At 39.6% G+C, this 24,558-nt stretch carries 29 protein-coding genes; 28 read left to right on the top strand and 1 reads right to left on the bottom strand.

The features are described from left to right. The first annotated feature begins 1 nt into the window (after position 1). The 10 genes from BFM98_RS00065 to BFM98_RS00105 all read left to right on the top strand — a co-directional run bounded on the left by BFM98_RS00065 (position 2) and on the right by BFM98_RS00105 (position 10,608). Positions 2-883, top strand: coding sequence for a polyprenyl synthetase family protein (locus BFM98_RS00065; protein WP_066036194.1), 882 nt, complete (start codon positions 2-4; stop codon positions 881-883). 163 nt (positions 884-1,046) lie between these two features. Next, positions 1,047-2,948: a 1-deoxy-D-xylulose-5-phosphate synthase gene (gene dxs, locus BFM98_RS00070; protein WP_048392297.1), complete on the top strand. Its 1,902-nt coding sequence runs from the start codon at positions 1,047-1,049 to the stop codon at positions 2,946-2,948. After that, positions 2,948-3,766, top strand: a complete 819-nt coding sequence (locus BFM98_RS00075; protein WP_004231167.1) for a TlyA family RNA methyltransferase — start codon at positions 2,948-2,950, stop codon at positions 3,764-3,766. Before dxs ends, BFM98_RS00075 begins: the two co-directional genes overlap by 1 nt. 100 nt (positions 3,767-3,866) lie before the next feature. Then, the gene (ahrC, locus tag BFM98_RS00080) at positions 3,867-4,316 is read left to right on the top strand and encodes a transcriptional regulator AhrC/ArgR (RefSeq protein ID WP_004231170.1); all 450 of its coding nucleotides are present in this window, start codon (positions 3,867-3,869) and stop codon (positions 4,314-4,316) included. Positions 4,317-4,349: 33 nt separating this feature from the next. Next, complete coding sequence (gene recN / locus BFM98_RS00085; protein WP_054549167.1) at positions 4,350-6,041, top strand: DNA repair protein RecN; 1,692 nt, start codon at positions 4,350-4,352, stop codon at positions 6,039-6,041. Between the two features lie 122 nt (positions 6,042-6,163). After that, entirely contained in the window at positions 6,164-7,111 is a 948-nt protein-coding gene (locus tag BFM98_RS00090; RefSeq protein WP_048392300.1) for a SpoIVB peptidase S55 domain-containing protein, read from the top strand. A 384-nt stretch (positions 7,112-7,495) separates the two neighbouring features. Beyond that, positions 7,496-8,287: a sporulation transcription factor Spo0A gene (spo0A, locus tag BFM98_RS00095; RefSeq protein WP_016993890.1), complete on the top strand. Its 792-nt coding sequence runs from the start codon at positions 7,496-7,498 to the stop codon at positions 8,285-8,287. Between the two features lie 139 nt (positions 8,288-8,426). After that, positions 8,427-9,398 carry a tyrosine-type recombinase/integrase gene (locus BFM98_RS00100; protein WP_066036195.1) on the top strand — a complete coding sequence of 324 codons (972 nt, stop codon included), beginning with the start codon at positions 8,427-8,429 and terminating at the stop codon, positions 9,396-9,398. A gap of 695 nt (positions 9,399-10,093) precedes the next feature. Next, positions 10,094-10,249 carry a hypothetical protein gene (locus BFM98_RS23740; protein ID WP_175400688.1) on the top strand — a complete coding sequence of 52 codons (156 nt, stop codon included), beginning with the start codon at positions 10,094-10,096 and terminating at the stop codon, positions 10,247-10,249. A gap of 32 nt (positions 10,250-10,281) precedes the next feature. Continuing rightward, positions 10,282-10,608, top strand: a complete 327-nt coding sequence (locus tag BFM98_RS00105; protein ID WP_066036196.1) for a hypothetical protein — start codon at positions 10,282-10,284, stop codon at positions 10,606-10,608. 24 nt (positions 10,609-10,632) lie between these two features. Here BFM98_RS00105 and BFM98_RS00110 read toward each other — a convergent pair whose 3' ends face one another. Then, positions 10,633-10,875 (bottom strand): helix-turn-helix domain-containing protein, encoded by a 243-nt coding sequence (locus BFM98_RS00110; RefSeq protein ID WP_066036197.1) that lies wholly within the window; start codon positions 10,873-10,875, stop codon positions 10,633-10,635. Between the two features lie 111 nt (positions 10,876-10,986). Between BFM98_RS00110 and BFM98_RS00115 the strand changes: the two genes are divergently transcribed. The 18 genes from BFM98_RS00115 to BFM98_RS00200 all read left to right on the top strand — a co-directional run bounded on the left by BFM98_RS00115 (position 10,987) and on the right by BFM98_RS00200 (position 24,499). Beyond that, positions 10,987-11,244: a hypothetical protein gene (locus BFM98_RS00115; protein ID WP_066036198.1), complete on the top strand. Its 258-nt coding sequence runs from the start codon at positions 10,987-10,989 to the stop codon at positions 11,242-11,244. A gap of 477 nt (positions 11,245-11,721) precedes the next feature. Then, a complete protein-coding gene (locus BFM98_RS00120) occupies positions 11,722-11,985 on the top strand; it encodes a hypothetical protein (RefSeq protein WP_066036199.1) in 264 nt (87 codons plus the stop codon). A gap of 21 nt (positions 11,986-12,006) precedes the next feature. Beyond that, the gene (locus BFM98_RS00125; protein ID WP_066036200.1) at positions 12,007-12,429 is read left to right on the top strand and encodes a DUF3102 domain-containing protein; all 423 of its coding nucleotides are present in this window, start codon (positions 12,007-12,009) and stop codon (positions 12,427-12,429) included. Between the two features lie 889 nt (positions 12,430-13,318). After that, on the top strand, positions 13,319-14,290 hold the full coding sequence (locus tag BFM98_RS00130; protein WP_066036201.1) for a hypothetical protein: 972 nt from the start codon (positions 13,319-13,321) through the stop codon (positions 14,288-14,290). A 608-nt stretch (positions 14,291-14,898) separates the two neighbouring features. Beyond that, complete coding sequence (locus BFM98_RS00135; protein ID WP_066036202.1) at positions 14,899-15,135, top strand: helix-turn-helix transcriptional regulator; 237 nt, start codon at positions 14,899-14,901, stop codon at positions 15,133-15,135. Between the two features lie 29 nt (positions 15,136-15,164). Beyond that, positions 15,165-16,118, top strand: coding sequence for a hypothetical protein (locus BFM98_RS00140; RefSeq protein ID WP_066036203.1), 954 nt, complete (start codon positions 15,165-15,167; stop codon positions 16,116-16,118). Between the two features lie 2 nt (positions 16,119-16,120). Further along, positions 16,121-16,426, top strand: coding sequence for a hypothetical protein (locus BFM98_RS00145; RefSeq protein WP_066036204.1), 306 nt, complete (start codon positions 16,121-16,123; stop codon positions 16,424-16,426). A gap of 121 nt (positions 16,427-16,547) precedes the next feature. Next, positions 16,548-17,141, top strand: coding sequence for an HNH endonuclease (locus BFM98_RS00150; protein WP_066036205.1), 594 nt, complete (start codon positions 16,548-16,550; stop codon positions 17,139-17,141). 329 nt (positions 17,142-17,470) lie between these two features. Further along, positions 17,471-17,896, top strand: coding sequence for a hypothetical protein (locus BFM98_RS00155; RefSeq protein ID WP_066036206.1), 426 nt, complete (start codon positions 17,471-17,473; stop codon positions 17,894-17,896). Further along, positions 17,886-18,563: a hypothetical protein gene (locus BFM98_RS00160; RefSeq protein ID WP_066036207.1), complete on the top strand. Its 678-nt coding sequence runs from the start codon at positions 17,886-17,888 to the stop codon at positions 18,561-18,563. The genes BFM98_RS00155 and BFM98_RS00160 overlap by 11 nt, the downstream gene beginning before the upstream one ends. A 2-nt stretch (positions 18,564-18,565) precedes the next feature. Beyond that, entirely contained in the window at positions 18,566-18,808 is a 243-nt protein-coding gene (locus BFM98_RS00165) for a hypothetical protein (protein ID WP_066036208.1), read from the top strand. An 81-nt stretch (positions 18,809-18,889) separates the two neighbouring features. Continuing rightward, positions 18,890-19,432 (top strand): hypothetical protein, encoded by a 543-nt coding sequence (locus BFM98_RS00170; RefSeq protein WP_066036209.1) that lies wholly within the window; start codon positions 18,890-18,892, stop codon positions 19,430-19,432. A 72-nt stretch (positions 19,433-19,504) separates the two neighbouring features. Then, entirely contained in the window at positions 19,505-19,819 is a 315-nt protein-coding gene (locus tag BFM98_RS00175; protein ID WP_066036210.1) for a hypothetical protein, read from the top strand. A gap of 213 nt (positions 19,820-20,032) precedes the next feature. Then, a complete protein-coding gene (locus BFM98_RS00180; protein WP_254659970.1) occupies positions 20,033-22,003 on the top strand; it encodes a phage tail protein in 1,971 nt (656 codons plus the stop codon). Positions 22,004-22,079: 76 nt separating this feature from the next. Then, the gene (locus BFM98_RS00185; RefSeq protein ID WP_066036212.1) at positions 22,080-22,559 is read left to right on the top strand and encodes a hypothetical protein; all 480 of its coding nucleotides are present in this window, start codon (positions 22,080-22,082) and stop codon (positions 22,557-22,559) included. Continuing rightward, positions 22,547-22,981, top strand: a complete 435-nt coding sequence (locus tag BFM98_RS00190) for a phBC6A51 family helix-turn-helix protein (RefSeq protein ID WP_066036213.1) — start codon at positions 22,547-22,549, stop codon at positions 22,979-22,981. The genes BFM98_RS00185 and BFM98_RS00190 overlap by 13 nt, the downstream gene beginning before the upstream one ends. 327 nt (positions 22,982-23,308) lie before the next feature. Continuing rightward, positions 23,309-23,893, top strand: a complete 585-nt coding sequence (locus BFM98_RS00195) for a tyrosine-type recombinase/integrase (protein ID WP_066036214.1) — start codon at positions 23,309-23,311, stop codon at positions 23,891-23,893. 339 nt (positions 23,894-24,232) lie between these two features. Next, a complete protein-coding gene (locus BFM98_RS00200) occupies positions 24,233-24,499 on the top strand; it encodes a hypothetical protein (protein ID WP_066036215.1) in 267 nt (88 codons plus the stop codon). The last annotated feature ends 59 nt before the right edge of the window (positions 24,500-24,558 follow it).

Below are 24,558 nucleotides of genomic sequence, written 5' to 3' on the forward strand. Positions count from 1 at the left end.
AATGAATGAGCCATTAAAGTACTTTATTGAAAGCAATACACCACAAATTGAAGAGACGATGTTTGCACTTGTTGAACAAATTGATGCACCAGCAGATTTAAAGGAATCCATGCTTTATTCATTAAAGGCAGGGGGTAAACGAATTCGTCCGCTTTTTGTGTTAGCGGTACTAGAGCTTTACCGTAAAAATCTTCAGGACGGTTTGATTGTCGGTTCGGTTATTGAAATCATTCACACATATTCTTTAATCCATGATGATCTACCAAGCATGGATAATGATGATTTTAGAAGAGGCAAGCCAACAAATCATAAAGTTTATGGAGAAGCGCTGGCTACGCTTGCTGGTGATGCATTAAACACACTGGCATTTGGCATTTTAGCACGCATGGATATCTCTGCTGAAAAGCGTATTGAGCTTGTCCAGTTGCTAAGCGTTGCAGCAGGTGCAGAAGGCATGGTTGGTGGTCAAGTACTAGATATGGAAGGGGAGCAACGTCAGCTTAATTTAGCTGAATTGGAACAAGTCCATGTCAATAAAACAGGTGCTTTATTGCGTTTTAGTATTGAAGCGGGAGCCGTACTTGCAGATGTATCAGCACAAGACCGTGCTACATTGAAAGAATATGCGCACCATATTGGTTTAGCTTTCCAAATTCAAGACGATATTTTAGATATTGAGGGAACGACTGAAGAACTAGGAAAAACAGCTGGAAAAGATGTCGCTAGTGATAAAAGCACTTATCCAGCACTCTTAACCCTAGAGGGAGCAAAAGAAAAGCTTGCTGAGCATTATCAACATGCCATTAACGCACTCGATCAATTACCAATAGATGTCAGCCTATTACGTGACTTTGCTGCTTATATAGTTCATCGTAAAAACTAAGAGAAAATCAAGGCGTTGAAGGAAAAGAATATGCTAGAATAGGTGGGAACGTTTGCAATATGTAAACAATGAAGTGCTCGTACTTTTAGCATATTGATAACACTGCTATAATGGTGGAAACACAATTGCGGTGAATATTTTATTGAAAAGGTGTGTGAGAAAGGTGGATTTAAATAAAATAACTAGTCCATCCTTTTTAAAAAACTTAAATAAGAAGGAGCTTGAGCAGCTTGCCCAAGAAATTCGTACCTTCTTAATCGAAAAATGTTCTGTCACAGGTGGGCATATCGGGCCAAATTTAGGCGTAGTTGAGTTAACGATGATGCTGCATAAAATGTTTGACAGTCCTAAAGATAAGTTTTTGTGGGATGTTGGCCACCAAGCTTACGTGCATAAAATTTTAACAGGTCGTGCGAGTCAATTTGACACACTACGTCAGTTCAAAGGGCTTTGTGGATTTCCGAAGCGCGTGGAGAGTGAACATGATGAGTGGGAAACAGGTCATAGCTCGACATCTTTATCAGCAGCCATGGGTATGGCAGCAGCACGTGATATAAAAAAAGAAAACAACTTTGTTATCCCTATTATTGGTGATGGGGCTTTAACAGGTGGTATGGCACTTGAGGCATTAAATCATATTGGCCATGCAAAAACAAATATGATTGTCATCCTCAATGATAATGAAATGTCGATTGCACCAAATGTTGGCGCATTACACAATGTTTTAGGTCGTCTACGTACAGCCAAGGAGTATTCAAAAGCCAAGGAAGAGCTGGAATCACTTATTAATAAGATTCCAGTATTAGGTGGAAAGCTTGCCTCTACTGTTGAACGCGTAAAGGATAGCTTAAAATATTTAGTAGTATCTGGTGTGTTTTTTGAGGAGCTAGGTTTTAAATATCTTGGTCCAATTGATGGACATGATTTTGAAGCGCTTGAAATGACATTATCACATGCGAAAAAAGTAAAAGGGCCAGTCCTTGTTCATGTTATTACGAAAAAAGGAAAGGGCTATAAACCAGCCGAGGATGATACAATCGGAAATTGGCATGGAACAGGTCCTTATAAAATTGAAAATGGTGCCTTTGTGAAGTCTGAGACTACTGGACCAGCTTGGAGTAGTTTAATTGCTGAGACGGTTCGTAAAATTGCTCATGAAAATGAGCGAGTGGTAACGATTACACCTGCCATGCCTGTAGGTTCAAAGCTACAAGGTATTCAAAAGGACTTCCCAAATCGTTTCTTTGATGTAGGGATTGCGGAGCAGCATGCGGCAACGATGGCTGCAGGATTAGCTACGCAAAAGATGAAGCCATTTTTAGCGATTTATTCTACGTTCCTGCAACGTGCATATGACCAAGTATTGCATGATATTGCTCGCCCGAATTTAAATGTCTTTATTGGTATTGATCGGGCTGGTTTAGTGGGAGCAGATGGGGAAACACATCAAGGTGTATTTGATATTGCTTTCCTTCGTCATATTCCAAACATGACAATTATGATGCCAAAGGATGAGAATGAAGGGCAACATATGGTAAAAACAGCAATTGATTATGATGGTGGTCCTATTGCACTTCGTTATCCACGTGGTAATGGAATTGGTGTGCCATTAGATGATGAGCTTATAGCTTTACCAATTGGTAGCTGGGAAGTTTTACGTGAGGGGAAAGATGCATCTATTTTGACATTTGGAACAACGATTCCAATGGCAATGGCTGCTGCTGAAATGCTTGCGCAACAAGGAATCGATATTGAAGTGGTCAATGCACGCTTTATCAAACCGATGGATGAGGATATGCTACACCGTATATTATCTAGTCAAAAACCGATTTTAACAATTGAAGAAGCTGTTCTACAAGGTGGATTTGGTAGTGGTGTATTAGAGTTTGCTCATGACCACGGCTATTTAAATGCACTAGTTGATCGAATGGGCATTCCAGATCAATATATTGAGCATGGTAACGTAGATCAGCTACTCGCAGAAATTCATATGACAGCAGAAGATACGGTTGCACGTATGCATGTATTACTTCAACAAAAACAGCAAGTGGGTTTGAATAAATAATGACAAAACAACCAAAAGAACGTGTAGATATTTTACTTGTAGAGCGTGGACTATGTGAAACAAGAGAAAAAGCAAAACGGTCCATTATGGCAGGCCTTGTCTTTTCAAATGAAATACGAATTGATAAGGCAGGCGAGAAAATTGCCGTCGATGCACCGCTACAAGTAAAGGGCTCAGATTTAAAATATGTGAGTCGTGGAGGCCTTAAATTAGAAAAGGCGCTACAAATTTTTGATATGTCTGTAGAAGGGAAGCTAATGCTTGACATTGGCTCCTCTACAGGTGGCTTTACAGATTGTGCCTTACAACATGGTGCAAGACATTGCTATGCACTAGATGTTGGTTCGAACCAATTAGCATGGAAAATTCGCTCTGATGAACGAGTGACAGTAATGGAGAAAACGAATTTTCGCTACACAACGGCAGCTGATTTATCAGAAGGTTTACCTGATTTTGCAACAATCGATGTTAGCTTTATTTCGTTATCACTGATTTTACCAGTATTAAAAACATTATTGCTGCCAGGCGGGGATGTTATGGCATTGGTGAAACCTCAGTTTGAAGCTGGGAAAGATAAAGTAGGTAAAAAAGGAATTGTTCGTGATAAAAAAGTACATTTAGAAGTTTTGGAAAAAACGGCTGCAATGGCAACTGAGGTTGGTTTTGTAGTAAAAGATGCTTCATTCTCTCCAATCACAGGTGGAGAAGGAAATATTGAATTTTTATTCCATTTAGTGAATCCTATTGGACAAGAAGTGCTACCTGCATATACAGCTTTTAATGCACTCGTTGAAGAAGCGCATAATTCATTAAAATAACACGTGCTCGCTTATAGAGCCGTGTTTTTTCTTGTGCTTTTTTGTTGAAAATGGTAGTGTGATTATACACATATACAATTATTTATAAGAGGTGATTTCGTTGAATAAGGGACAACGACATATACGGATTCGGGATATTATCGCCAATCATGAAATTGAAACACAAGATGATTTAGTCGATTTTTTAAAAGAAGCAGGCTATAATGTGACACAAGCTACTGTATCACGAGATATTAAAGAGCTTCATTTAGTAAAAGTACCATTACAGGATGGGCGTTATAAATATAGCCTACCCGCAGATCAACGTTTCAATCCAGTCCAAAAATTACATCGTGCATTAGCGGATGCTTTTGTAAGTATTGATGGGGCATCACATTTTTTAGTCATGAAAGCTCTTCCTGGGAATGCGAATGCCATTGCTTCCCTACTTGACCATTTAGATTGGCCCGAAATTTTAGGTACAATTTCTGGAGATGATACCATTTTAATTATTTGTCGAAATGAAAATGAGCGTGAAAATACAAAAAATCGTTTATTAGACATGCTATAAAAAATGGTTAATTTGATTTAGAGGTGACAATTTGTGTTAAGAGAGCTTAGTATTCGAAACTTTGCCATCATTGAGGATTTGACTGTCAGCTTTTTAGAAGGCTTAACAGTTCTCACTGGGGAAACAGGTGCCGGAAAATCTATTATCATTGATGCGGTGCATTTACTTGCAGGAGGACGAGGCAACACTGAATTTATTCGTCATGGCGCAAGAAAAGCAGAATTGGGTGGCTTATTTCAAATTTCGAGTTCAGTTCATCCTGTTCTGAAAAAGTTAGAAGAAGCAGGCATTGAAATAGAAGAAGATACAATTATTTTACGTCGTGATTTGAATGATACCGGTAAAAGTATTTGCCGAGTGAATGGTAAGCTCGTGCCTTTGTCGGTACTAAGAGACATTGGGGCAAGTCTCATAGATATTCATGGCCAACATGAAAATCAAGAGCTAATGGATGAAAAGCAGCACATCAATTTGCTTGATCAGTTTGCAGAAGAAGAGCTGTCGCCGATTCAAAAAAACTATCGCGCCCAATATGATGAATACCGTTTGCTCAAAAAAGACTTAGCTTCTATATCCATTGATGAGCAGTTGATGGCACAACGTATCGATTTGTATCAATTTCAAATTAAAGAGTTGGACGAAGCTAATTTAAAGTTAGGTGAGGAAGACGAGCTTCTAGACGAACGCCGTCGTCTGATGAATTTTAATAAAATTTTTGAACGTTCTAGTGCAGCCTATGAAGCCATTCAGGGCGAAACGAAAGGGCTTGATTGGATCGGAACAGCAATGGGTGCTTTAGAAGATGCTGCAACGGTTGATGAGCAATTCAAAGAATCATCTGAGGCAGTGACAACTGCGTTTTATGCATTACAGGATGCAGCCTATCAGGTCAAAAATGTGTTAGATGAATTGGAATTTGACCCTGCACGTTTAAATGAGGTTGAGCAGCGTTTAGCGTTGTTGCAAACTTTAAAACGCAAATATGGTACGACAGTGGAAGAGATCTTGGCTTATTATGAAAAAATTAAAAACGAGTTAAATGAGCTGTTGAATCGTGATGAGATTTTGCAGGTGAAAGAACGACGTGTGTTAGAGATGGAAGCTGTACTCAATGAGCTGGCTAGTGAACTTTCAACTGTACGTAAAGCTGCAGCTCAACAATTGAGTGAAGCAATTATGGCAGAGCTACGTGAATTACATATGGAAAAAGCAAAATTTATTGTCAATTTCGATGAATTACCCTATTTTGATGCCAATGGGAAAGATCAAATTATCTTCTACATTTCCACAAACGTTGGGGAACCACCAAAGTCTTTACCGAAAATTGCATCAGGTGGAGAATTATCACGAATGATGCTAGCGTTGAAAACCATTTTCTCTTCTTCCAATGGAATTACTTCCATTATCTTTGATGAGGTGGATACAGGTGTCAGTGGTCGTGTTGCGCAGGCGATTGCAGAGAAAATTGCCGCGATTTCTGTTAATTCTCAAGTTTTATGTATTTCACATTTACCTCAAGTTGCAGCGATGGCTGATCATCATTACTTCATTAAAAAAGAAGTCGAGCATGATCGAACGTTTACTTCCTTATCAGAAATTGATCAAGATGCTCGAATAGAGGAAGTTAGCCGTATGATGTCTGGAACGGAAATTACAGCGTTGACACTACAGCATGCCACGGAGCTTTTAAAAATGGCAGATGAACGAAAAAAACAAATGCGATAACCATTATTCCAGAAACAGTTTCAGCTGTTTCTGGCTTTTTTCATTTTGCGCAAATATTTACCGCTTATAAGAACGTCACAACAACACATAGTAAAAAGACAAAAATGAAAAGGAGGTGTCGTATGAATCGTCATTGGCGTCAATTAGTCATTTTGCCTATGCTCATCTTTTTATTAGTGTTGCCTATACAAGCTTTAGCCGCCAAAAAGCTTATACCAATGGGCGAAGCAATTGGAATTCAACTTCAATTGTCCCATGTATTTGTCGCACACGATGTACTGTTAGCTTCCAATCAGTGGATGAAAGGAGGCGCTGTTATTGAAAAAATAAACGATATACCAGTAAAATCTCTTGCTGATGCCAAGCAGGCTGTGGCAAAAGATGGCCAACAGACATGGACGATCAATAGTGAAGGCCAACAAATTACATTGGAATTACAAAACCAAGAAGCAGAGCATGTCATTTCCTTTTTAAAAGATGAAACAGATGGAGTAGGAACACTGACTTATATTGATCCAGAGACAAAAAATTACGGTGCATTAGGTCATCAAATTGTCGATTCAACCCTACAAGAAGCCCCTGTTTTTAGAGCTGGCTCCATTTTTTTAGCTTCTATTCAGCAAATCCGAAAAAGCACACCAGGCCAACCTGGCTATAAAATTTCCTCCATTGAAAAGCATCAAGAACGTCTAGGTAGTATAGATAAAAATACTATTTATGGTATTTTTGGCCGCTGGGAAGACGGTTATCAACAAAGATTACCCAAAGCGATAGAAATTATGCATGAAAAAGATATAAAAACGGGGAAAGCTGAAATCTATACAGCCATTGAAGGCAGTAAGGTGGAAACCTTTTCAATAGAAATTACCAAAGTGGAAAATGAACGCCTTGAATTTATAGTATCTGACGAGAAGCTCATTGAAAAAACAGGTGGCATTTTGCAGGGAATGAGTGGCAGTCCTATTATCCAAGACGGTCGTTTTGTCGGTGCTGTGACACATATGTTTGTGGAGGAGCCGAAAAAAGGTGCAGCGCTAACAGTAGCGGAAATGTTAAGAAGGTCTTCATAAAAAGGTATGAAAGGTAAAAATCCGTTTAATTTTCCCCAGGCAGGACAAAAGCCGCGGGAAACTACACGGATTTTTTACCCTTATTTCATCGAATCCAACATGTATTTCCGATAATTTCCTGAAGAAAGCATGATATTTAAAAAAACTGTAGTTTTATCTACTAAATTTATCTAAAATAAGTTATAAGAGCATTCGACAAGTCGCGTCATTTAGCGTAACTTGTCGATATTAAAAGAAAGTATCGGACTACATACTCATTTTTGGAAATAGAAAAGGTTTTTAAAACAAAAATGTCGAAAATTCCACAGTGTGCCAAAAACGGCATTTAGGGGTTTAGGTTATCGCTTTGAGGTGTTCAAAGCAAGTCCAGAAGGAGGAATTGAAATGACAAAGGTAAAAGTAGCGATTGCAGATGATAATCGTGAGTTATTAAAAACAATGGAGCAGTATTTTCAAGGACATGCCGAAATAGAAATTATTGCAACTGCTTCAAATGGAAAAGTATGTCTACAAATGCTTGAGGAATTTACACCAGATATTTTACTTCTAGATATAATAATGCCTCATCTTGACGGTTTAGCTGTATTAGAGTCCATGTATCAAAATGAGAAAATGTCATCAATTCAAGTCATTATGCTAACGGCTTTTGGCCAAGAGGATGTCATGAAACAGGCGGTGGATTTAGGAGCTTCTTATTTCATGCTAAAGCCCTTTGAATTCGACCAATTGGTACAAAAGATTTTACATTGTGCTGGACAGAAGGCGACACTTCCGAAAAAGACAAGCGTATTACAACCGACAGTACCTCAAAAATTAAATCAGCATCAATTAGACAGTACGATTACAGCCATCATCAAAGAAATCGGTGTACCTGCACATATTAAGGGCTACTCCTATTTGCGTGAAGCCATTCAAATGGTTTTTGAGGATATTGAATTATTAGGATCTGTGACAAAAATTTTATATCCAGAAATCGCTAAAAAATTTAATACGACACCATCCCGCGTGGAACGTGCGATTCGTCACGCCATTGAGGTAGCCTGGAATCGTGGCAATTATGAATCCATTTCGTCAATGTTTGGCTATACAGTCCATCACTTGAAATCCAAACCAACAAATAGCGAATTCATCGCCATGATCGCTGACAAAATTCGTATTGATATGATGGCTAGCTAGACGTTGGTATGACTGCGTTTGTGGACGACAGGCTAGCGGAGAATATGCGGTAAACTTATTATATAAAACAGTTATATTACGTTAATTATAACGTCTTCTTAAACAGTTTTTTACGACTGATTAAGGGGGCGTATTTTTTATGGCTTTAAATCCGTTTTTAGTAGAAATTGATCGCTACATGCTCGATTGTTCAGCGAAAGGTCTGTCACCTAAAACATTAAAATCGTATGAACAGACACTTAGATTATTCGCAAGGTACCTATTGGATAACTTCGAAATAGATGACGTTAAAAGCGTCAAGGTAGAGCATATTCAAGCTTATATTCGTTCAATCGAAGATAGAGGTAAGTTTACAGTAAGTGCGGTAGAATCGCCTGTAAACTACCCAGAACGACGGGTCGATTTTGGTAAACCGGTGAGTAAAACGACAATAGCGAATTATGTACGTAACATAAAAGCATTTTATTCGCATTTATATTCAGAGCAACTTATTCGCAGCAATCCGTTAAAGGATTTAAAGAATGTTAAACCCGAGCGAAAAATCAAAGTTATGCTCGAAGATAATGAATTAAAACAGTTTTTCCGTTCTTTCGACGTTACTAAATTCGATCAATACCGTGATTGGGTAATAGCTCGATTAATCTTTGATAGCGGTGCTAGGATTGGCGAAATTTTAGAAGTGGTGCCATCAGATATTGATTTACGCAGTAACGCAATTTTATTAAGGAAGACTAAATCGGGAAAACAGCGATTTGTTTATTTCTCGCAGAAAACTCGTAATCACTTAAAATCTTGGATTGCATTTAAAGATAGATATACAGATAGTAATTACTTATTCCCGACAAATCGAGGTACAAAACATCGTATAGAAGGCGTGGAGCGTTCGTTTAGACTTCGGAGTCGAGACGTTGGCCTTCAAATAACACCGCACTTACTTCGAAATAATTTCGCTAAGAGGTATTTAATAAACGGTGGTGATTTAGCAACGTTATCTCGATTACTGGGACATGCCAGCGTTGAGGTCACATCGCAAATCTATCTTGATTTCGCTGATAAGGAAGTGATGAAGAAGTATCGACAGCATAGTCCACTTGAAAATTTGGATATTTAAACAGAAAAAAGCCGCTAGTGTTCGCAGCACTAACGACTCTTAATACGATTAACACTAATATGCCAGCCAGCATAAGTGTTCACTCACAACTTAATATGAGCGATGATATGCCTTCATTTTACCTCGAAAAAACGTAAAATGCAAAGGTCTGCTTTCCTATTGTCAAAAATAGGTTCGTTCCGTCTTGGTTGCCCAATAACAGACGTTAAAGACACTGGAAAGGTTTGTCGTACCGATGCACAAAAACGACTATATCACAGGTCAAGCCGTTTCCTTGTTTGCGGTTGTGATGAAGGCGCGCATCTGCCAATTGAAAAGGTGCGGTGGATTATCGGCTGTTACGGCAGGGTAATCGCACTCATGCGGACAAGCTTCACGACAACCGCATACGCAGGACGATAATTGTGTAAGAGTGTGACAGACGAAAGTCTGCTGCGAAACAAGGCGACGAGCAACCTCAATAAATCTCCATGACGTTGAATGATCGCGTAGTTACTTTATGTCTATTACTCTTTTTGAGTTTTAGATATAAGGTAACAACTTTCTCCGATTTCCTAATTTCATCAGCCATTCTGTTGAAAAATCGGTTGATTCTGTCAAGCGTCAATATACAATAGATATCGGTGTTTTTGGTTATTGGAGCATAGAATGCAGCACGCTTTACATATTTTTAATAAAAAGGAGTGTGTTTAATAATGCCAACAGAAGAACAAATGCAGAAAATAGCCGATGGAGTAAGGAAACAAAGCGAAAGGTATGGATTGCCTACGGTGCCAAGAAAGAAGAAATCGAGAGATAAGAGGGTACTAGCTGTATTAGAAAAAACGATACCGGTCATAAAACCTAAATAATGATATAATGTGTAGAAAAAGGTGTGGTATTCTTGAAACTAACTGAAAATGAGTTAAGCATACTGTTGGAGCTAGAAGATTATTTTAAGGTTGGTTTTGCAACAGCAAGTAGCTTAACTAATTGTGTATTTCCTAGCACTCAAGAAGAAGTCAGAAAGGTAATTTATAGTTTGCAATCAAAGGGTGCGCCTATTCGTGAAGTAGGTCTTGAAGAAGGTGGTTGGCGTCTAGAGTCACCACGAAGAATGATTAGGCAGCATATGGATTTAATAGAACGATCACAAAAAGAAATTTATAAGATTATGGAATTTTCTAATCAAAAATTTTACAAAATTATGAATGAAGTAAAAGAAAATTAGATAAATTTAATAAAGCGCAGCCAATTAATCGGCTAGCGCTTTTTCTTCGTCTACTTCTACAAAATCGATTATCTCCGTTATATCATCAATTCCAAATGTTTCAGCGATTCTCTCGATATGTCCAAAGTTGATGTTTTTTCTCTTTCCAGTTTTCATTTCGCTAAGTGCTGCGTGTCTTATATCGCATTTCTCCGCTAACTTTCTCAAAGAGCCGACCTCATACTTTTCAATTATATAATCAATCTTAACAACTACTTGCTTAGCCATTTAAAATTCCTCCTAAAATATACTTGACGTTACGCAAAAGCGTACCATATAATGATAACAGAAGTGGTACTCATAAGCGTACCGAAATAAAAATTATCAGGAGGTTATCTAATGTTTACTCAAATACAAATTTTCGAAGTTGAACCTAGCTACAGTTACGTAGTTGAAAGAACTCAGATTATTGACGGTGTATATTTAGAAGTATTTAAGCAACCAGGATATGAAGATGATGCGATTCTATACATCGGTGATAATGAGATTTTATTCAAGTGGGATGATGAAGCACGCTCAATCTTCTCCGAATTGGATACCGCAGAACCTATCGAGTTGCTAGCAATCCTTGCACAAGCACCTAAGGTTTTAGCTTAAAGATTTTTAAGTTGCAGACGTAAAGGCACGTCTTACTCGCCACGACGGTTGGAAATTGGAGACGATTCAACGCTGAGTGAAGGCAACGGTGCGCTCTAGACGGATTCTATTGCGCTACATACATCAGAGCAGTTGGCGATGCTCACAGACACTCATCAGTATTGCAGAACAGTATTTAGCGGTTTAACCAAGCAAAACATACAGGCGACTTTATTATAGATAGAATTGAATTTTACTTGGAATGTGCGCAGTTCCAGTTGAGGCTAGAGGCGGTTGCAGACGTTTCTAGCCTTTGTTTTACCTTGCTAAACCCTTCGATTTAGACGTGCTAGCATCGTAGTAATATAAATCATCATTCGAGAAATAGAACGGCTAAAAAGACGTTAAAAACACCGAGATACTTTAACGAAGGGGCAACGTGCTTGTATCGTAATTAATCTTTATTACGAAGAAGAAAAGCAGAAAGCGAAGGTACGTATGTCAGAAGGAGGAAGTGGTGGATTAGAACCTAGCCCAGAAGTGGGCTACGTTAAGACTGGTAAAACAGCAGTAACAATAGCGCAGATGTCAGGTGTCGGAAAAACAAACATAGAATACTTATTAGCAGTCAAGAAAAAGCGTCCCGACTTGTACGAGAAAGTATTCGACGGATCTTATTCAATCGGCAAAGCGCACACGCAAATGAAACGAGACGAAGCGCCGCCTACAACAGAAGAAGAACGCCAAGAAGGGAACGCCTAAAACGAAAGGAGAATTAACAGAATGGGAAACGAAATACAAACGCTGTCTACCGATATAAACGTAATCACAGCCGAGATTAACGCATATCAGCGTGTAGCAGGCGAAGCTATTTTCGAAATTGGCTACCGACTTAAAGGAGTGCGGGACAATCCGCAAGATTACGGATTTGAAGGTTATCGAGATTGGGAGCGGTGGTGTAGCGAAGAATTAGATATGTCTAGGCAATACGCAAACCAGTTTATAAAAGTGTACGAAGAACTCGGAAAGACGTCTTTCCGAAACGTAGGCGTAAATGTTTTGTACCAAATCGCAACGTTACCGCCTGAGCAACGTGAACAGACGCATACGCTATCCAGCGGAGAAACAAAGACGGTAGACGAAATGACTGTACGGGAATTGCGTGAAGTTAAGGCGGATGGAACACTTGGTGCGAGGGTGATTTAGGGATTACTCGTAACCACGCTACACGGTTTATAAAAGTAGCAGAGAGGTTCGGAAGTGTATCCCCGGGGATACAGAACGTCGGACTGACAATATTATCGTTATTAGCACCATTCGACGACGACGAATTAGTAAAGCCCCGAGAAATGCCCGACGGTACGGAAAAGACTTTACTAGACATGTCACGCAGAGAAATCGAGGAGTTTAAGGCGGAATTGAAGATAAGGGGTGTCAGATGGTATACACCTTAGGGGTGTCAAACCGGATACACGAACTATACTACTTTCTTTTTAACTAAACTACTATCTTTTAAATAATTAACGAGTCTTTATGCTAACGCATAAATCCTCTATGTCGCTATCGCTCCATGTAAACGGTTATCGACACCGTAACTACCGACACCATATGTATTTACAGTAAGAAGAACTATATCTAACGAGAACTATCGTTTAAGAAGATAAAAGATATTGCGAGTCTTTGCTGACGCAAATCCTCTACGTCGGCCAAAGCCTCCGTCTCATTACATTATTGATGATATCTAGCGATTGTAATAATATCGATGTAATAGATAGACGCGGACTTATTTTGCGTTCTTTGCAAAATGAGGACGCAAAGGTTTTAAATGGTTGTTCCAACCAAAAGGAACCTTTATCGTTACTGTTGATATTGGGCGTTATCCTTACGTGATACTACTGATAAGATAGACAAGATGTCCTGTTGATATGGAGACCTATACAATATATACGTATTTTGTAGCTAATTCAATACATAAAACACTATATATTGTATTTTTGTAACAAAAGTAACCGGGACGTAAAAGGCAGGTAATTCGTCGATTTCGGGACGTAAAAGGCAGGTAATTTTTAAGGAGAAGAAAAGGAGCAGATATGATATGACAGCTGATTTCAAAGAACGAATTAGAAACTACCAAAATAATGGCGATAGATTAATAATTGATGAGATTTTGTACGGAACTACATTCGATTTTATGAACGATCCAACACGCCAGCATATACAGATTGGAGATAAGTTGAAAGTAACAATTAAGTTGCCACGTCATGAGTATTATATTTCATACCATATTCGGGTTCTAAATGACTTTGCTTTGTCTAAATATCGAGGCGAGCGCCAAAATCTCATGACAAAAGAATTTAGCCGAATACTATCCGTATTAGCGATTGATTATGGAATTGATTTCAAAGGCGAAATCATTCAGCAGGACGAATGGCAGTATTACTATAGACTGACGCCGGAACTAATCGAAAACTTGCGCGAACTGCTACCACGTATCGATTCGGAGGTTTTTGGTAGTGATTACGCCACGTTTATCCAGTATTTTAGAAAGTACGAGGCTATCATATTGGAGCAATCCGATAAATTAGTGGAGATGGAGCGCAAGGTAGAAGTAAATACACTCGAAGCGTTAGAGCGAGCATTAAAATACGTAGATGCTTCACGAACAGAGCGTGAGATTGTTAAATATGTGAATACTGCGTTCTCTACTAGATTCGGTGAGTTAGAATTGGCACGAAACGGCAAAAGGCGGATTTATCGCAAAGATAGGTACGACACACTAAAGCCGATGCATGTTACGTTAAAATTCCCAGAGGATACATACAGAGCGATTTTACCGCAACTTACGGAGAGCAATGTTCATAAACTTACTAAATCGCAACGTGTAGCCATAGACAAGCTGTATGAAGTAATAGAACAGGATAAAACCCTAGGTGATTTTACTAACTATAGTTGTACTAGGTCCGGTAGTGTAGTAATCACACGCAATTATGCTGCTGAAAAAATAGATATAACTTATGAAAATTTAAGAAAAATGTTATCTCGTATTAAAAAAAGAGTCACAAAATAGCGTATTAATATCATGTGCCGAGAAGGATAAAACAAGTAAAAAAATTTCTTACTAAGTGTGTAAAAAACGACTTTTAACGGTCTAGTATATGAAGAAATAAAACGTCACATTTACGGGCATTAGTTGGCTTATATAATGAGGAAATAAAAGAGAATTCGTTAAATGTGTCTAAAATGTGAACTGATGATAAAAAAGTTTGCGTTTTTTGTGAGTAAAACCCCGTATTTTACCCCTTTAGTTATCTATATATTATGAAGGGAAGTTTTCGTGGCAAAACATCATAGTTGTTGGCTATACATTATAGGGACTATTGAACGATTTTATAGGGAGGCTGCACACAACTACCATGTTTTGCGCCTTACCTTATGTAGAGGAAGTAAAAACTTACGTACACTAGGTTGTATTTTCGGGCGACAGTTGGCTATATAGGTGAGGAAGTAAACACTACCAAAACACCCATTTAGTTATCTATGCTATATGAAGGCTTGTATTCAGCCTTAGTTTGTACCTTATATATTGAAGAAGTATTTTCCAGTCGTCCAAACCGGACGGCTTTTTTAATTGGCTTTATTTGTAGTTATTAAATTACTAACAAGGAGGTAATCAGAATGGCTTTAACCGCAAATCAAATCAAATACTACCGCGAAACATTCGGCATCACACAAGGACAACTCGCTAAACGTATCGGAATCACGCCGGTTATGCTCGGCTTTATCGAACGTGGCGAGCGTACTCTGTCGCAATCAGTAGCAGTACGAGCCGGAATAGCTTTACTTGAAGCAAGTCGCCAGGTCACGGCAGCAACAACGGAAATCCAATCGTTAGCAGACGCAATACAAAAATAAAACGGAATCAGAAAAGGAGAAGATATGACATGACAGCATTATCAGCAGGCAAACAATTAGTACAATTAAACCCAACGACACGACGTAAGGCTATCGCACAAAAACAGAACTACGTTGTAAAAGATGGCAAGCCTTACAGCTTAGAAACTGGAGAATACTTAGGCGATCTCTTCACTCATGACTTGGTTCCAAAAATGACCGAATCAAAATTTCGTTCTATTGAATCAATCCAGGCGCTAGGCTCTCACGAAGAAGAAAACGGTGGATTTGTTTTCGCCTTCTTTCAGCAGTCGCGAACAATAATTGAACGTTTCCCGTCACTAAATAACGCTGACATCGCTCGATTAATGTACCTGGGAACATACATCGCATGGAATACAGGGCGATTGCAATACGATAACGGTAAGGTAATCAGTCATGAAGGTTTTGAAAAATTGACTGGCCTTAGTCGCAAACGTGCTCGCGAACTATTCAGTCGTTATTGCCAGGAAGGTATCATTTCAGAGTCGGAAGGAGCGTTGTTTATGAATCCTACCGTCTTTTTCAGAGGAAACATTAAGTCAATTCAATCGCACACAGCGGATTTGCAACATACACGAATGTTTAAGAAAACAGTACGTGATTTATACGATTTATCAAACGGCAGAACGGTCGGACAGCTTGCGCTAGTCTACTCGGTATTGCCGTTTTTAAATTTCGAGACAAATATCGTTTGCCACAATCCGGATGAAACGGATTCAGAGCGATTACAACCGATGAATATTGAAAGTTTAGCAGAGTTACTAGGGTATGCAAATGCTGCAAAGCTGAAAACGACAATGAACCGCGTGAAAATTGATGGAAAAGTAGTGTTTGGATTCTTCGAAAACACAAATGATCGTCGACACAAAGGGATCACCGTAAACCCACGCGTACTATTTGGCGGAAATGGTGAGCAGTTGCAGGCGGTAAGAACACAATTTAATCAATTTGGAGGGGTTTAGAAATGAAACTAAAGCAGACTATTACACAAATTGACGTCGCAGAATATGACGTACAAATCGAAATGGCAGACGGAAGCATTTATGCCGAAACTTTTACACAGAGCAATGCAGTTTATCCAGCATTTAAGACGCTCATTCGTGTACTGCAACCTTTTAAGGACGTAGCTTTACGTGTTGAAACGAACAGTAAGCCACTTGCAGACGAATACAATGCAACTCAGCAGAATCCGAACGCAGCTTTACTGAACCACTTGAAAATGGTAATTGCGCGACAAAATCTCGATGTCACAATCGAGTGCGTAGCGTAAATATAAACACTTGAAATGAAAAGGAGTAGATATGAAATGACATTAGAATACCTTCAATTAATCGCAAAACTAGCTTACATCGAAACAAGACTTGCGCTTGCAATGGAAGTAGGTGAGCGCCATGTGTAAAGAGCTTACTTGTCGTATCTGTAATGAGACCAAAGCAATTGAGCTTTTCCGTAGAGATGCCAAAGATAAAAAGGGATACCAAAATATCTGCAGAAGCTGTCGCAGTGAACATCGTCGTGCCAACGGAGAAAAATATCGAGTAAGAGCTAATGCTTATGCAAAAAGAGCTGGTGATAAATTACCACTCGTACCTTGGGAATATATAGCAGAGTTGTTTGAGCAAGACTGTGTATATTGCGGTGTATCACTCAAAGACAATGGTGTAATAGCAACCTGCGATCATGTATTCCCATTGAAAGACGGCAAGGCGTATGGAGGAGCAAATATTCCTGTGAATGTTCTTCCGGCATGTAAAAACTGCAATGATAAAAAGAACGGACTTTTTGCGATAGAAGCGTTTGATAAATACCCCGAGCGATTCAAGCCCGAGCTATTACGTCCGTTCGTCCAACGTTTTATCGAAAGTCTTATTGGTCGAAAACTGACTGACACAGAAGTCGAGCAGATGATAGGACACCTACGAGACGAGGCCTCAGAGGTCCGACGTAATGAAGCGAAACAAAAGGCGGTGCATTCCACTGTCTAATAACCGAGATTTCGAAGCCTGGCGCATACCGGGCTTTTTTATTTTATACGTAGGTGCAGGGCATAACAATGCTATTCGGCGCTTGAAACAACGTAAAGGCTATAAAGTCATGGCTACTTACACAAATCGTAAGGGAAAGTTGCAGGCGGTGCAATTCAAGATTCCTAACAATTTACACCGCGGTCTTAAAAATGTACTAAAACGGCTCGAAAACGGCGATTATGAGCCTTCCTAATAAATAAGTCGAGGACATATTTTTAAAGGCTAGTATCGAAAGAAATGCCTAAATCTATTACCCTATACGGTCAAATGGAAAGGAGTTAAAGCTAATGCGTTTCGCATTACTTTCAATCGTCAATTTGCGAGATGTTCCGTTCATTTCACTGTTAATTTACCAAACGGATGAACGAGGCATATCCAATTTAATTGGTGAAATCTCAAAGCCTTATGACGATGTTATCGACTTGCTAGACGATTTATATGCGTTTGAAATTAGCGAGCTGCAGACGGATAGCCAAGAGTTGTACCGAGATTTAATAAGCGCTCATTGCCCTGTGATTTATCGCAAAGAAGTCGAAGGAACGCGCGAGCAGATTACTCGTAACGAGGAAATGTTAGTCGAATTATTCGAGTTGGACAAGCAAGACGAACAGCCAACGCCTGTTATTCCGATGTGGCGGTTGTGGTGCATCAACAAGCTAGAAAAAATTATTCAAATGCTAAAAACAAAGGGGATAAAACTAGATGACAATTAAGACGCATGAATTTAAACTGTTGCAAGATTACAGAGAAGAAGGCGCTGAACGAGCAGCTAAACACCAGCAATATCAAGCGGACTTGGAAAGTGCTCGTGCACGTTTAAGTGAGTTGCAGACTCAGTATGAGCACACATTTACGGAGAGCGTTAAACATGGCACAGATGCAACTGCGCAACTCGCTAAAATTGATGATGACATCACACTACAAAAAGAGGTTGTAGCACGACGGGAGCGTGATGCTCGTTTAGCACATGCGGCTATGCCAGAAGGTAAGATTTCTTCTGTAGACGTAGTCAAGGAATACGTAGATGTGTTTGTACCAAAAGTTAGGTCGGAGTATGAACCGATTGTTGATGCAAAATTAAAAATGGCGAGGGATTTGCTAATTAGCTGTATTATTGATCACCGCGATGGTGATGAGGCTTACGGATATTTACGTGAAGAAATAGCTGAAATAACTAGAGCAAATCGTAGTCAAGGTAAGACGAGTGAGAGTCCGGTAATAGATCACCCGACAAGTACAGCGAAAGTTATGGGAAGTCTGGGAGTTACAAATGGAGTGCATGAAGTAATCAGCCAGGTTAGTCGATTCACATACGGGCATAAGCCGAACGATTTTGAATATATCGCAGAAGTACCAACGAAGACTAAAGGAGCGAAATAATTATGAGCAAATATAACGATCAAGTAGAAGCATTGATGGCACAACAAGCGAAGGGTAAGGGTACTAATTACCAAGTTTTAGAATCTGGATTAAGGCAAAAATTGAAAGACGGTACAATCCAACAACAGGACGTAGCAATCGCATTACGAGTCGCAAGTGAAATTGGTTCGTTAAGATCGCGTGTTTTATACGCAAACATTAAGCGAGCTGCACAACAAGAGCATGAAACACAGCAAACTGAATAACGCAATATTAATGCAAGGCATGACGTTTTTTAACTAACGTTGTGCTTTTTTATTTTTAAAAAAGAGAGGGGAAATAATACGATGACAACACCGAATTTTAACCTACCACTTATTACAGGTAATATGACGGCCGATGTGCCTCGCGATATGAATGCTTTAGCAGAAGCAACGGATGGGGCGATTACGCAAGTTGGAAATCAACTTACTGAGCACTTGAACGAAGGTAAACAATATGTGGTATTTGAAAAAACGCTAAACCAAAGCGTGGCTAGTATGATCACAACCAATGTCTCATGGACAACTATTGAAAATTTTAATGGTGCAGATTATTGCAGGCTAGAAAATGGCAATATTTTTGTGAATGAAGATGGCCTCTATGAATTGTCGGTTATTTTGGGTTACGCTTCCAATGGGTCTGGACATAGACAAGTTGGTTTAAAAGGATCTTTCCAAACAAGTACAAATGCAGTCCAAAACGGAAATACGTTTATTGCATTGACAAACACAATAGAATATCAAACAGGACAGCAAGTATCTGTAAATGCATATCAAACTAGTAGTGTAGCATTAGATTTAATTGCTACTACATGTAAATTAAAAATAAGAAAAGTTGCAAGTTTATGATTTTAAAGCCTTTGACCGTCAGTACGGTTGAGGGCTTTTTCTATTCATAGAAAGGCAAGGAGGATAAGGAAAATGAATAACACAGATAGAGAAATAGATATTTTAACAAATGCCACTCTTTTAGCAGGCGCTTTATTAGACGCAGATTCTAATAAGCGTGAGTCGATGTTGCCGAAGCTAAAAGTGATTGAGACCGAAGTAAAAGCGACTCAACTAGAGGTACACAAAAATTTAAAAAGGTTAGTAATTATGACGGTGAATGCGGCGATTAGATATTGTTCTAGCGGAAAGCAATCAGACGCAAAACTAACGCGTAGGAATGGAAATGAAGTTGCCAAAGAGTTAGGTCGTTTAAAAAGACTTGCACACCGCAAAGGATGTGATTAGTTTATGGCCGTAAATCTAACCGCAGTATTCCGAGTTCGCGATCAAGGTACCTCGCGTCTACGCCGTATCACGCAGATGATGGACCGAATGAATCGTGCAAGCAGAACAACTGGCGAAAGTATGTCGAGAGCGCAAACGGCAACCAACCGTCTTGGCGGTGCAGTTTCTTCGGCATCAAATCGTATGGGTGGATTTGCAACTCGAGTCACTTCATTGCGCGTAGGTGCTGACGGACTTAGTGCTTCCTTACGTGGTATGCAATCCGCATTAATAGGGCTAGCAGGCGCATACGTAGGAGCGAACGGCGCTGCTAAATTGCTAAATTTGACTATTGGAGCTGCAGCAAACTACGAGCAAAATGCGATGGCTATTAGTGGGATGTTTGGCGATGATAAGCAAGCGAAAAAGTACCTTCAAATGATTGAGAAGGCGGCAATTGATAGTCCGGTATTGAACAGTACGGATATGATGACAAACTCAAAAGCATTCATAGGAATCAGTAAGAACCTTGATGAGTTAAAACAAGTTTGGGGACTAGTTGAACGTATACAAGCACTTTCTGGCGTAGACACTCAACAGGCGGCTTTCTCAACAAAAGAGCTTATGCAAGGTGACTACGTTTCAATGTACGAGGCAGTCGGACTAGATAAAAAGGAATTGCAAAAAATCACTAAAATGGACGGCATGTCTGCTAAGATGGCCGGTTTGGATAAATTATTAACCAAAATGGGCGTTACAGATGAAATGGTTAATAAGATGGGAAATACGACAAAAGGATTGTGGTCACAACTTGAGGAAAAGTCACAGACGTTCTTTAAAAACATAGGAATGGAAAGCAATACGAAACTAGCGGACTTTCTAAGGCGACTAAATAAGATGTTTGATGGCCTTGATACGACTTCTATCAGCAATAAATTGGGTAGTATGCTCGGCAAAGTAACCGACAAAGCTATAGCGCTTTACGATTTATTCGTGAAGTTTCATAAACCAATCGCTTACGCTGCAGGTGCTTTCGCAACGTTTGTTGGTGCTCTCGCGGTCGTAGGTACAATTGCGGCTCTTTCGAATCCAATAGCGCTAATAGCAATGGGAATATCAGCTGCAGCCGTTGGATTTAAGGCTCTTTACGACAATAGCGAGACATTTAGAGGAATCATTGACGGTATAGTTGGCGAGGTTAAAACGCTAATGTCCGCATTCAAGACAGGTGGTACAGGTGGCTTAATTAGTGCGCTATTTCCTCCAGATATAGCGAATCAGATTAACTCGGTAGTGGAAGGAATTAAAACGAAAGTACGTACATTATTCGATTTATTCAAGGCTGGTGGAGTAAAAGGCGTGCTAAAGGCTTTGTTTTCATCGGATCAAATCAACGCGATTATGACGCGAGTAGCAACGTTGAAGGAACAGTTTTCATCAGTATTTACCTCGATATACAACGTTGTAGTGCCGGTACTTCAATCATTATGGGGCATTGTGAAGCCAATCTTAAACGGATTATGGACGAATTTAAAGATTATCGCTGATATTGCGGTTCTAGCGTGGAATAACGTACTTGCTCCAGCGATTCAGTTCATTACAGCAGCGTTTCAGATGTTCTGGGGAGTAACTGGACCAATTCTCAAGTTGTTTGGTGCGGTGCTTGGCGTAGTATTCCAGGTATTACGTTTGGGATGGGATACAATCGTTGGACCATTCGTAGCATTCCTGGCTGGAGCGTTTACTCAAGCCTTCGGAATGGCAACGGAAGTGGTAAAAGCGTTGACGCCAGTGTTTAAAACAGTAGGTAGCTGGATAAGTACGGCTGCTGGACATTTAAAAGAGTTCGCAAGTATTTTAGGGAAGGTTAAAGTTCCGGATTGGATCGGTAAAATCGGGTCAGGGGCCGTTAGTTGGGCGAAGAAGCTAATACCGGGCGGTGGGAACAGTAAACCGGATGGCTCGCACTATCACGGTTTAGACAACGTTAGGTATGATGGATACAGAGCCGTTTTACACAAGGGTGAGGCAGTGCTTAATCGCCAGGATGCCGAGGCATATCGTAACGGCCAAGCTGGTGGAGGCTCTAGTATGCCTGCAATTAACATTGCGAAGATGGAAGTTCGTAAGGAATCTGACATTCAAGATATTGCTTATAGGTTAGCGAAATTAATCGAGGAACATAAGTTTCAAGTTGGCAGATAATGCGATTAACAAACGGGCGGGCATCGGTTTTATAGTGGTGCATGCCTTTTCTAATAAAACGGAAAGTAGGGATTAGATGGTTTATAGAACTGACGCACAATTGACGGAAGAACTTGCAGCACTTGATGCGCTACTAGGTGATGAATACGTACCTTTTCCGCCTACTAGCGATTACTTTGCGTACGAGGTATATAAACGATATGCAAGTGAAGCGAATCAATTTCTTTTAGGTTACGCTGGCATTCTTGCTAAGACAGGACGCTATTTTAACGTAGACGAGACACCTAAACTGCGCGAGTGGATAGACGCATTTGAGGTAGCAGGAAATTGTAACGACGTATTACTAGGATGTACATGCGTCATGACTGCGTACCACTTAAAGCAAGCGATTCAAGGCGGAACAGGATCCACTATTGCGAGTGCTGCTTCGATTCTATCAATCGCAAAAGAAACATATCGTCCACATGAAGATGAAATGGAGCGTCTCGATTACGATGGTGATTATGACGCATATTTAACGCAAAAAATGGAGGAATATAAACAATGGCTAAACTAACACTAGACGGATTAAAGGCGAAACTAACGACGAATCAATTAAGAGCTGCGGAATTACTACTAGAAAAAGAATATGCGCCAAAAGGAGAGAAAAAAACTTACGCAGAAATTGCAGAAGAACTCGGAATTGATACGAGTACACTTTATCATTGGCGCCAAAATGCCGACTTCGTGCACTATTTAGCAGCAGTCAGCGATACAAAGTTAGACAGCGCTAGAGCCGCAGCAGATGCGCAGCTTATGCGCTTAGTACATGGTATTTCCAACAACGGTAACGCTTCGATTAAGGCGCTAGAGTTGTACTACAAGTTAATCGGTAAGTTGACGGAGAAACGAGAAATTGTACAGAGTTCGCAAGAGACGCAAGTATATGACGTTGATGCGATTAAGGCGGAAATTGAGCGACTACGTGGTACAGTATAAATAAATGACGCAATATTAACGGGCATGCCTTCGGGTGTGTCCGTCTTTTTTTATGTCTGCAATATCACGAATAATCACGAAATCATCGGGCACACAGGGCTGACGCGCGTAGGTGTCTGAAATCTCCACGGTTCAATATGACGCAGTTTCGACGCATTATAACGTTATGCATGAGAAAGGCAGTCGGGAACCTATCGAATGTATGCTTTTTATGAAAAGGATACATATAAAACGTTGATATATAGACGTTTGATAATTGCGCATCTAACGAATGTATGCTATTTTAGATATAACGATAAAAAGGATACATTAAAAAGGGGCGTAATTATGGCTAATCATAACGAGAAAAAAGGCATGTTAATCGATGTGCAGCCGTTAAAATCGAAAGAAGAAATACGTGAGATGTTAGAAGCTTTAGGTATGTCGAAGGAATTTGGTCTACGCAATCAGCTACTGTTCAAGCTCGGCATATCTACCGGCTTACGATGCGGAGATTTAGTTGCGCTTAAGGTCGAACAAGTAAAAGGGAAGTCATCGTTTAAGATTCGAGAAGGCAAGACGAAGAAGGAGCGCACTGTCCACCTCGATCAACTGATGGTCGATATTGCGGACTATATCGATACTTTGCCGCCAGGAACAACGTACTTATTCCCGTCACGTAAAGGCGACGCACATATCAGCACGACGCAAGCTTATCGCATTATTACTGATGCTGGCGATAAAATCGGCAATCATTCCGTTGGGTCACATACAATGCGTAAGACGTTTGGATATACTTATTACAACGCTACCAACGACATAGCAACGCTAATGGAAATCTTTAATCATAGTTCGCAAAAGACAACGCTTCGTTACATCGGAATGACTGACGAGCGAATTAAACAAAGTATTAAAAACGTTTCATTCTTTTAATAACGCGATCAACAGCGATTCAGTTCGTTTGTTGGTCGTTCTTTTTTGCCCCCAAAGCCTATTCGCTATAATCCGCCTTTCTGCCGATTGCTACCTCTACATAGTATTTTTAAATCCTCAAGGTAAAATTTGAATTCGAGTTTCTTCCTATATAAAGATGCTTTTAACGCAAAATCAACGCAAATAGAATAATGTGATGTTTTAAATAAGATGACGCACTTCTAACGCAGTCGTATCAAGGGTTTGGACGATATTTAGGGTTGCTTAATATTTACCGGTCATGTATAGTTTTTTACATCGCGATAATATTAAAGCACTGGTGTTGGAAAAGGAGATTTTATGAATGTCAAAATTATATCGTCTTTAGTTCAGCATAATGTTAGAACGACGCAGGAACATTTAGTAGATATAAGGGAATTTATAGAGGATTATGCAACCGATAGTGAAGGGAACAACTATTTTACGGAATTAGATGCGGAAGCCTATTTTATAATGGTGAAAGTTACGAGAAAGAAAAATAGCAAAAACCAAGGTATACGTGCATTAATAGAATTCTTAGAAAGACGTAGAATCTTAGATGACATTAATCGTTTATTAAAAAAATGAAATATATGTTTACTTCCTCAATTTCCTATTGTAATATTATCGGTAAATACAAGTCGAGA

The sequence above is a fragment of the Lysinibacillus sp. AR18-8 genome (genome assembly GCF_001705465.1).
Classification (GTDB): Bacteria; Bacillota; Bacilli; order Bacillales_A; family Planococcaceae; genus Lysinibacillus; species Lysinibacillus capsici.

Bases quoted from the DNA above. Each gene is read 5' to 3' on its own strand.
- BFM98_RS23740 (WP_175400688.1), top strand. From the start codon at position 10,094: ATGCCAACAGAAGAACAAATGCAGAAAATAGCCGATGGAGTAAGGAAA.
- BFM98_RS00065 (WP_066036194.1), top strand. From the start codon at position 2: ATGAATGAGCCATTAAAGTACTTTATTGAAAGCAATACACCACAAATT.
- BFM98_RS00110 (WP_066036197.1), bottom strand. From the start codon at position 10,875: ATGGCTAAGCAAGTAGTTGTTAAGATTGATTATATAATTGAAAAGTAT.
- BFM98_RS00125 (WP_066036200.1), top strand. From the start codon at position 12,007: ATGGGAAACGAAATACAAACGCTGTCTACCGATATAAACGTAATCACA.
- BFM98_RS00130 (WP_066036201.1), top strand. From the start codon at position 13,319: ATGACAGCTGATTTCAAAGAACGAATTAGAAACTACCAAAATAATGGC.
- BFM98_RS00120 (WP_066036199.1), top strand. From the start codon at position 11,722: ATGTCAGAAGGAGGAAGTGGTGGATTAGAACCTAGCCCAGAAGTGGGC.
- BFM98_RS00100 (WP_066036195.1), top strand. From the start codon at position 8,427: ATGGCTTTAAATCCGTTTTTAGTAGAAATTGATCGCTACATGCTCGAT.
- BFM98_RS00155 (WP_066036206.1), top strand. From the start codon at position 17,471: ATGCGTTTCGCATTACTTTCAATCGTCAATTTGCGAGATGTTCCGTTC.
- BFM98_RS00170 (WP_066036209.1), top strand. From the start codon at position 18,890: ATGACAACACCGAATTTTAACCTACCACTTATTACAGGTAATATGACG.
- spo0A (WP_016993890.1), top strand. From the start codon at position 7,496: ATGACAAAGGTAAAAGTAGCGATTGCAGATGATAATCGTGAGTTATTA.
- BFM98_RS00150 (WP_066036205.1), top strand. From the start codon at position 16,548: ATGTGTAAAGAGCTTACTTGTCGTATCTGTAATGAGACCAAAGCAATT.
- BFM98_RS00145 (WP_066036204.1), top strand. From the start codon at position 16,121: ATGAAACTAAAGCAGACTATTACACAAATTGACGTCGCAGAATATGAC.
- BFM98_RS00160 (WP_066036207.1), top strand. From the start codon at position 17,886: ATGACAATTAAGACGCATGAATTTAAACTGTTGCAAGATTACAGAGAA.
- BFM98_RS00165 (WP_066036208.1), top strand. From the start codon at position 18,566: ATGAGCAAATATAACGATCAAGTAGAAGCATTGATGGCACAACAAGCG.
- BFM98_RS00140 (WP_066036203.1), top strand. From the start codon at position 15,165: ATGACAGCATTATCAGCAGGCAAACAATTAGTACAATTAAACCCAACG.
- BFM98_RS00135 (WP_066036202.1), top strand. From the start codon at position 14,899: ATGGCTTTAACCGCAAATCAAATCAAATACTACCGCGAAACATTCGGC.
- BFM98_RS00175 (WP_066036210.1), top strand. From the start codon at position 19,505: ATGAATAACACAGATAGAGAAATAGATATTTTAACAAATGCCACTCTT.
- BFM98_RS00200 (WP_066036215.1), top strand. From the start codon at position 24,233: ATGAATGTCAAAATTATATCGTCTTTAGTTCAGCATAATGTTAGAACG.
- BFM98_RS00075 (WP_004231167.1), top strand. From the start codon at position 2,948: ATGACAAAACAACCAAAAGAACGTGTAGATATTTTACTTGTAGAGCGT.
- BFM98_RS00190 (WP_066036213.1), top strand. From the start codon at position 22,547: ATGGCTAAACTAACACTAGACGGATTAAAGGCGAAACTAACGACGAAT.
- BFM98_RS00115 (WP_066036198.1), top strand. From the start codon at position 10,987: ATGTTTACTCAAATACAAATTTTCGAAGTTGAACCTAGCTACAGTTAC.
- BFM98_RS00185 (WP_066036212.1), top strand. From the start codon at position 22,080: ATGGTTTATAGAACTGACGCACAATTGACGGAAGAACTTGCAGCACTT.
- BFM98_RS00090 (WP_048392300.1), top strand. From the start codon at position 6,164: ATGAATCGTCATTGGCGTCAATTAGTCATTTTGCCTATGCTCATCTTT.
- BFM98_RS00195 (WP_066036214.1), top strand. From the start codon at position 23,309: ATGGCTAATCATAACGAGAAAAAAGGCATGTTAATCGATGTGCAGCCG.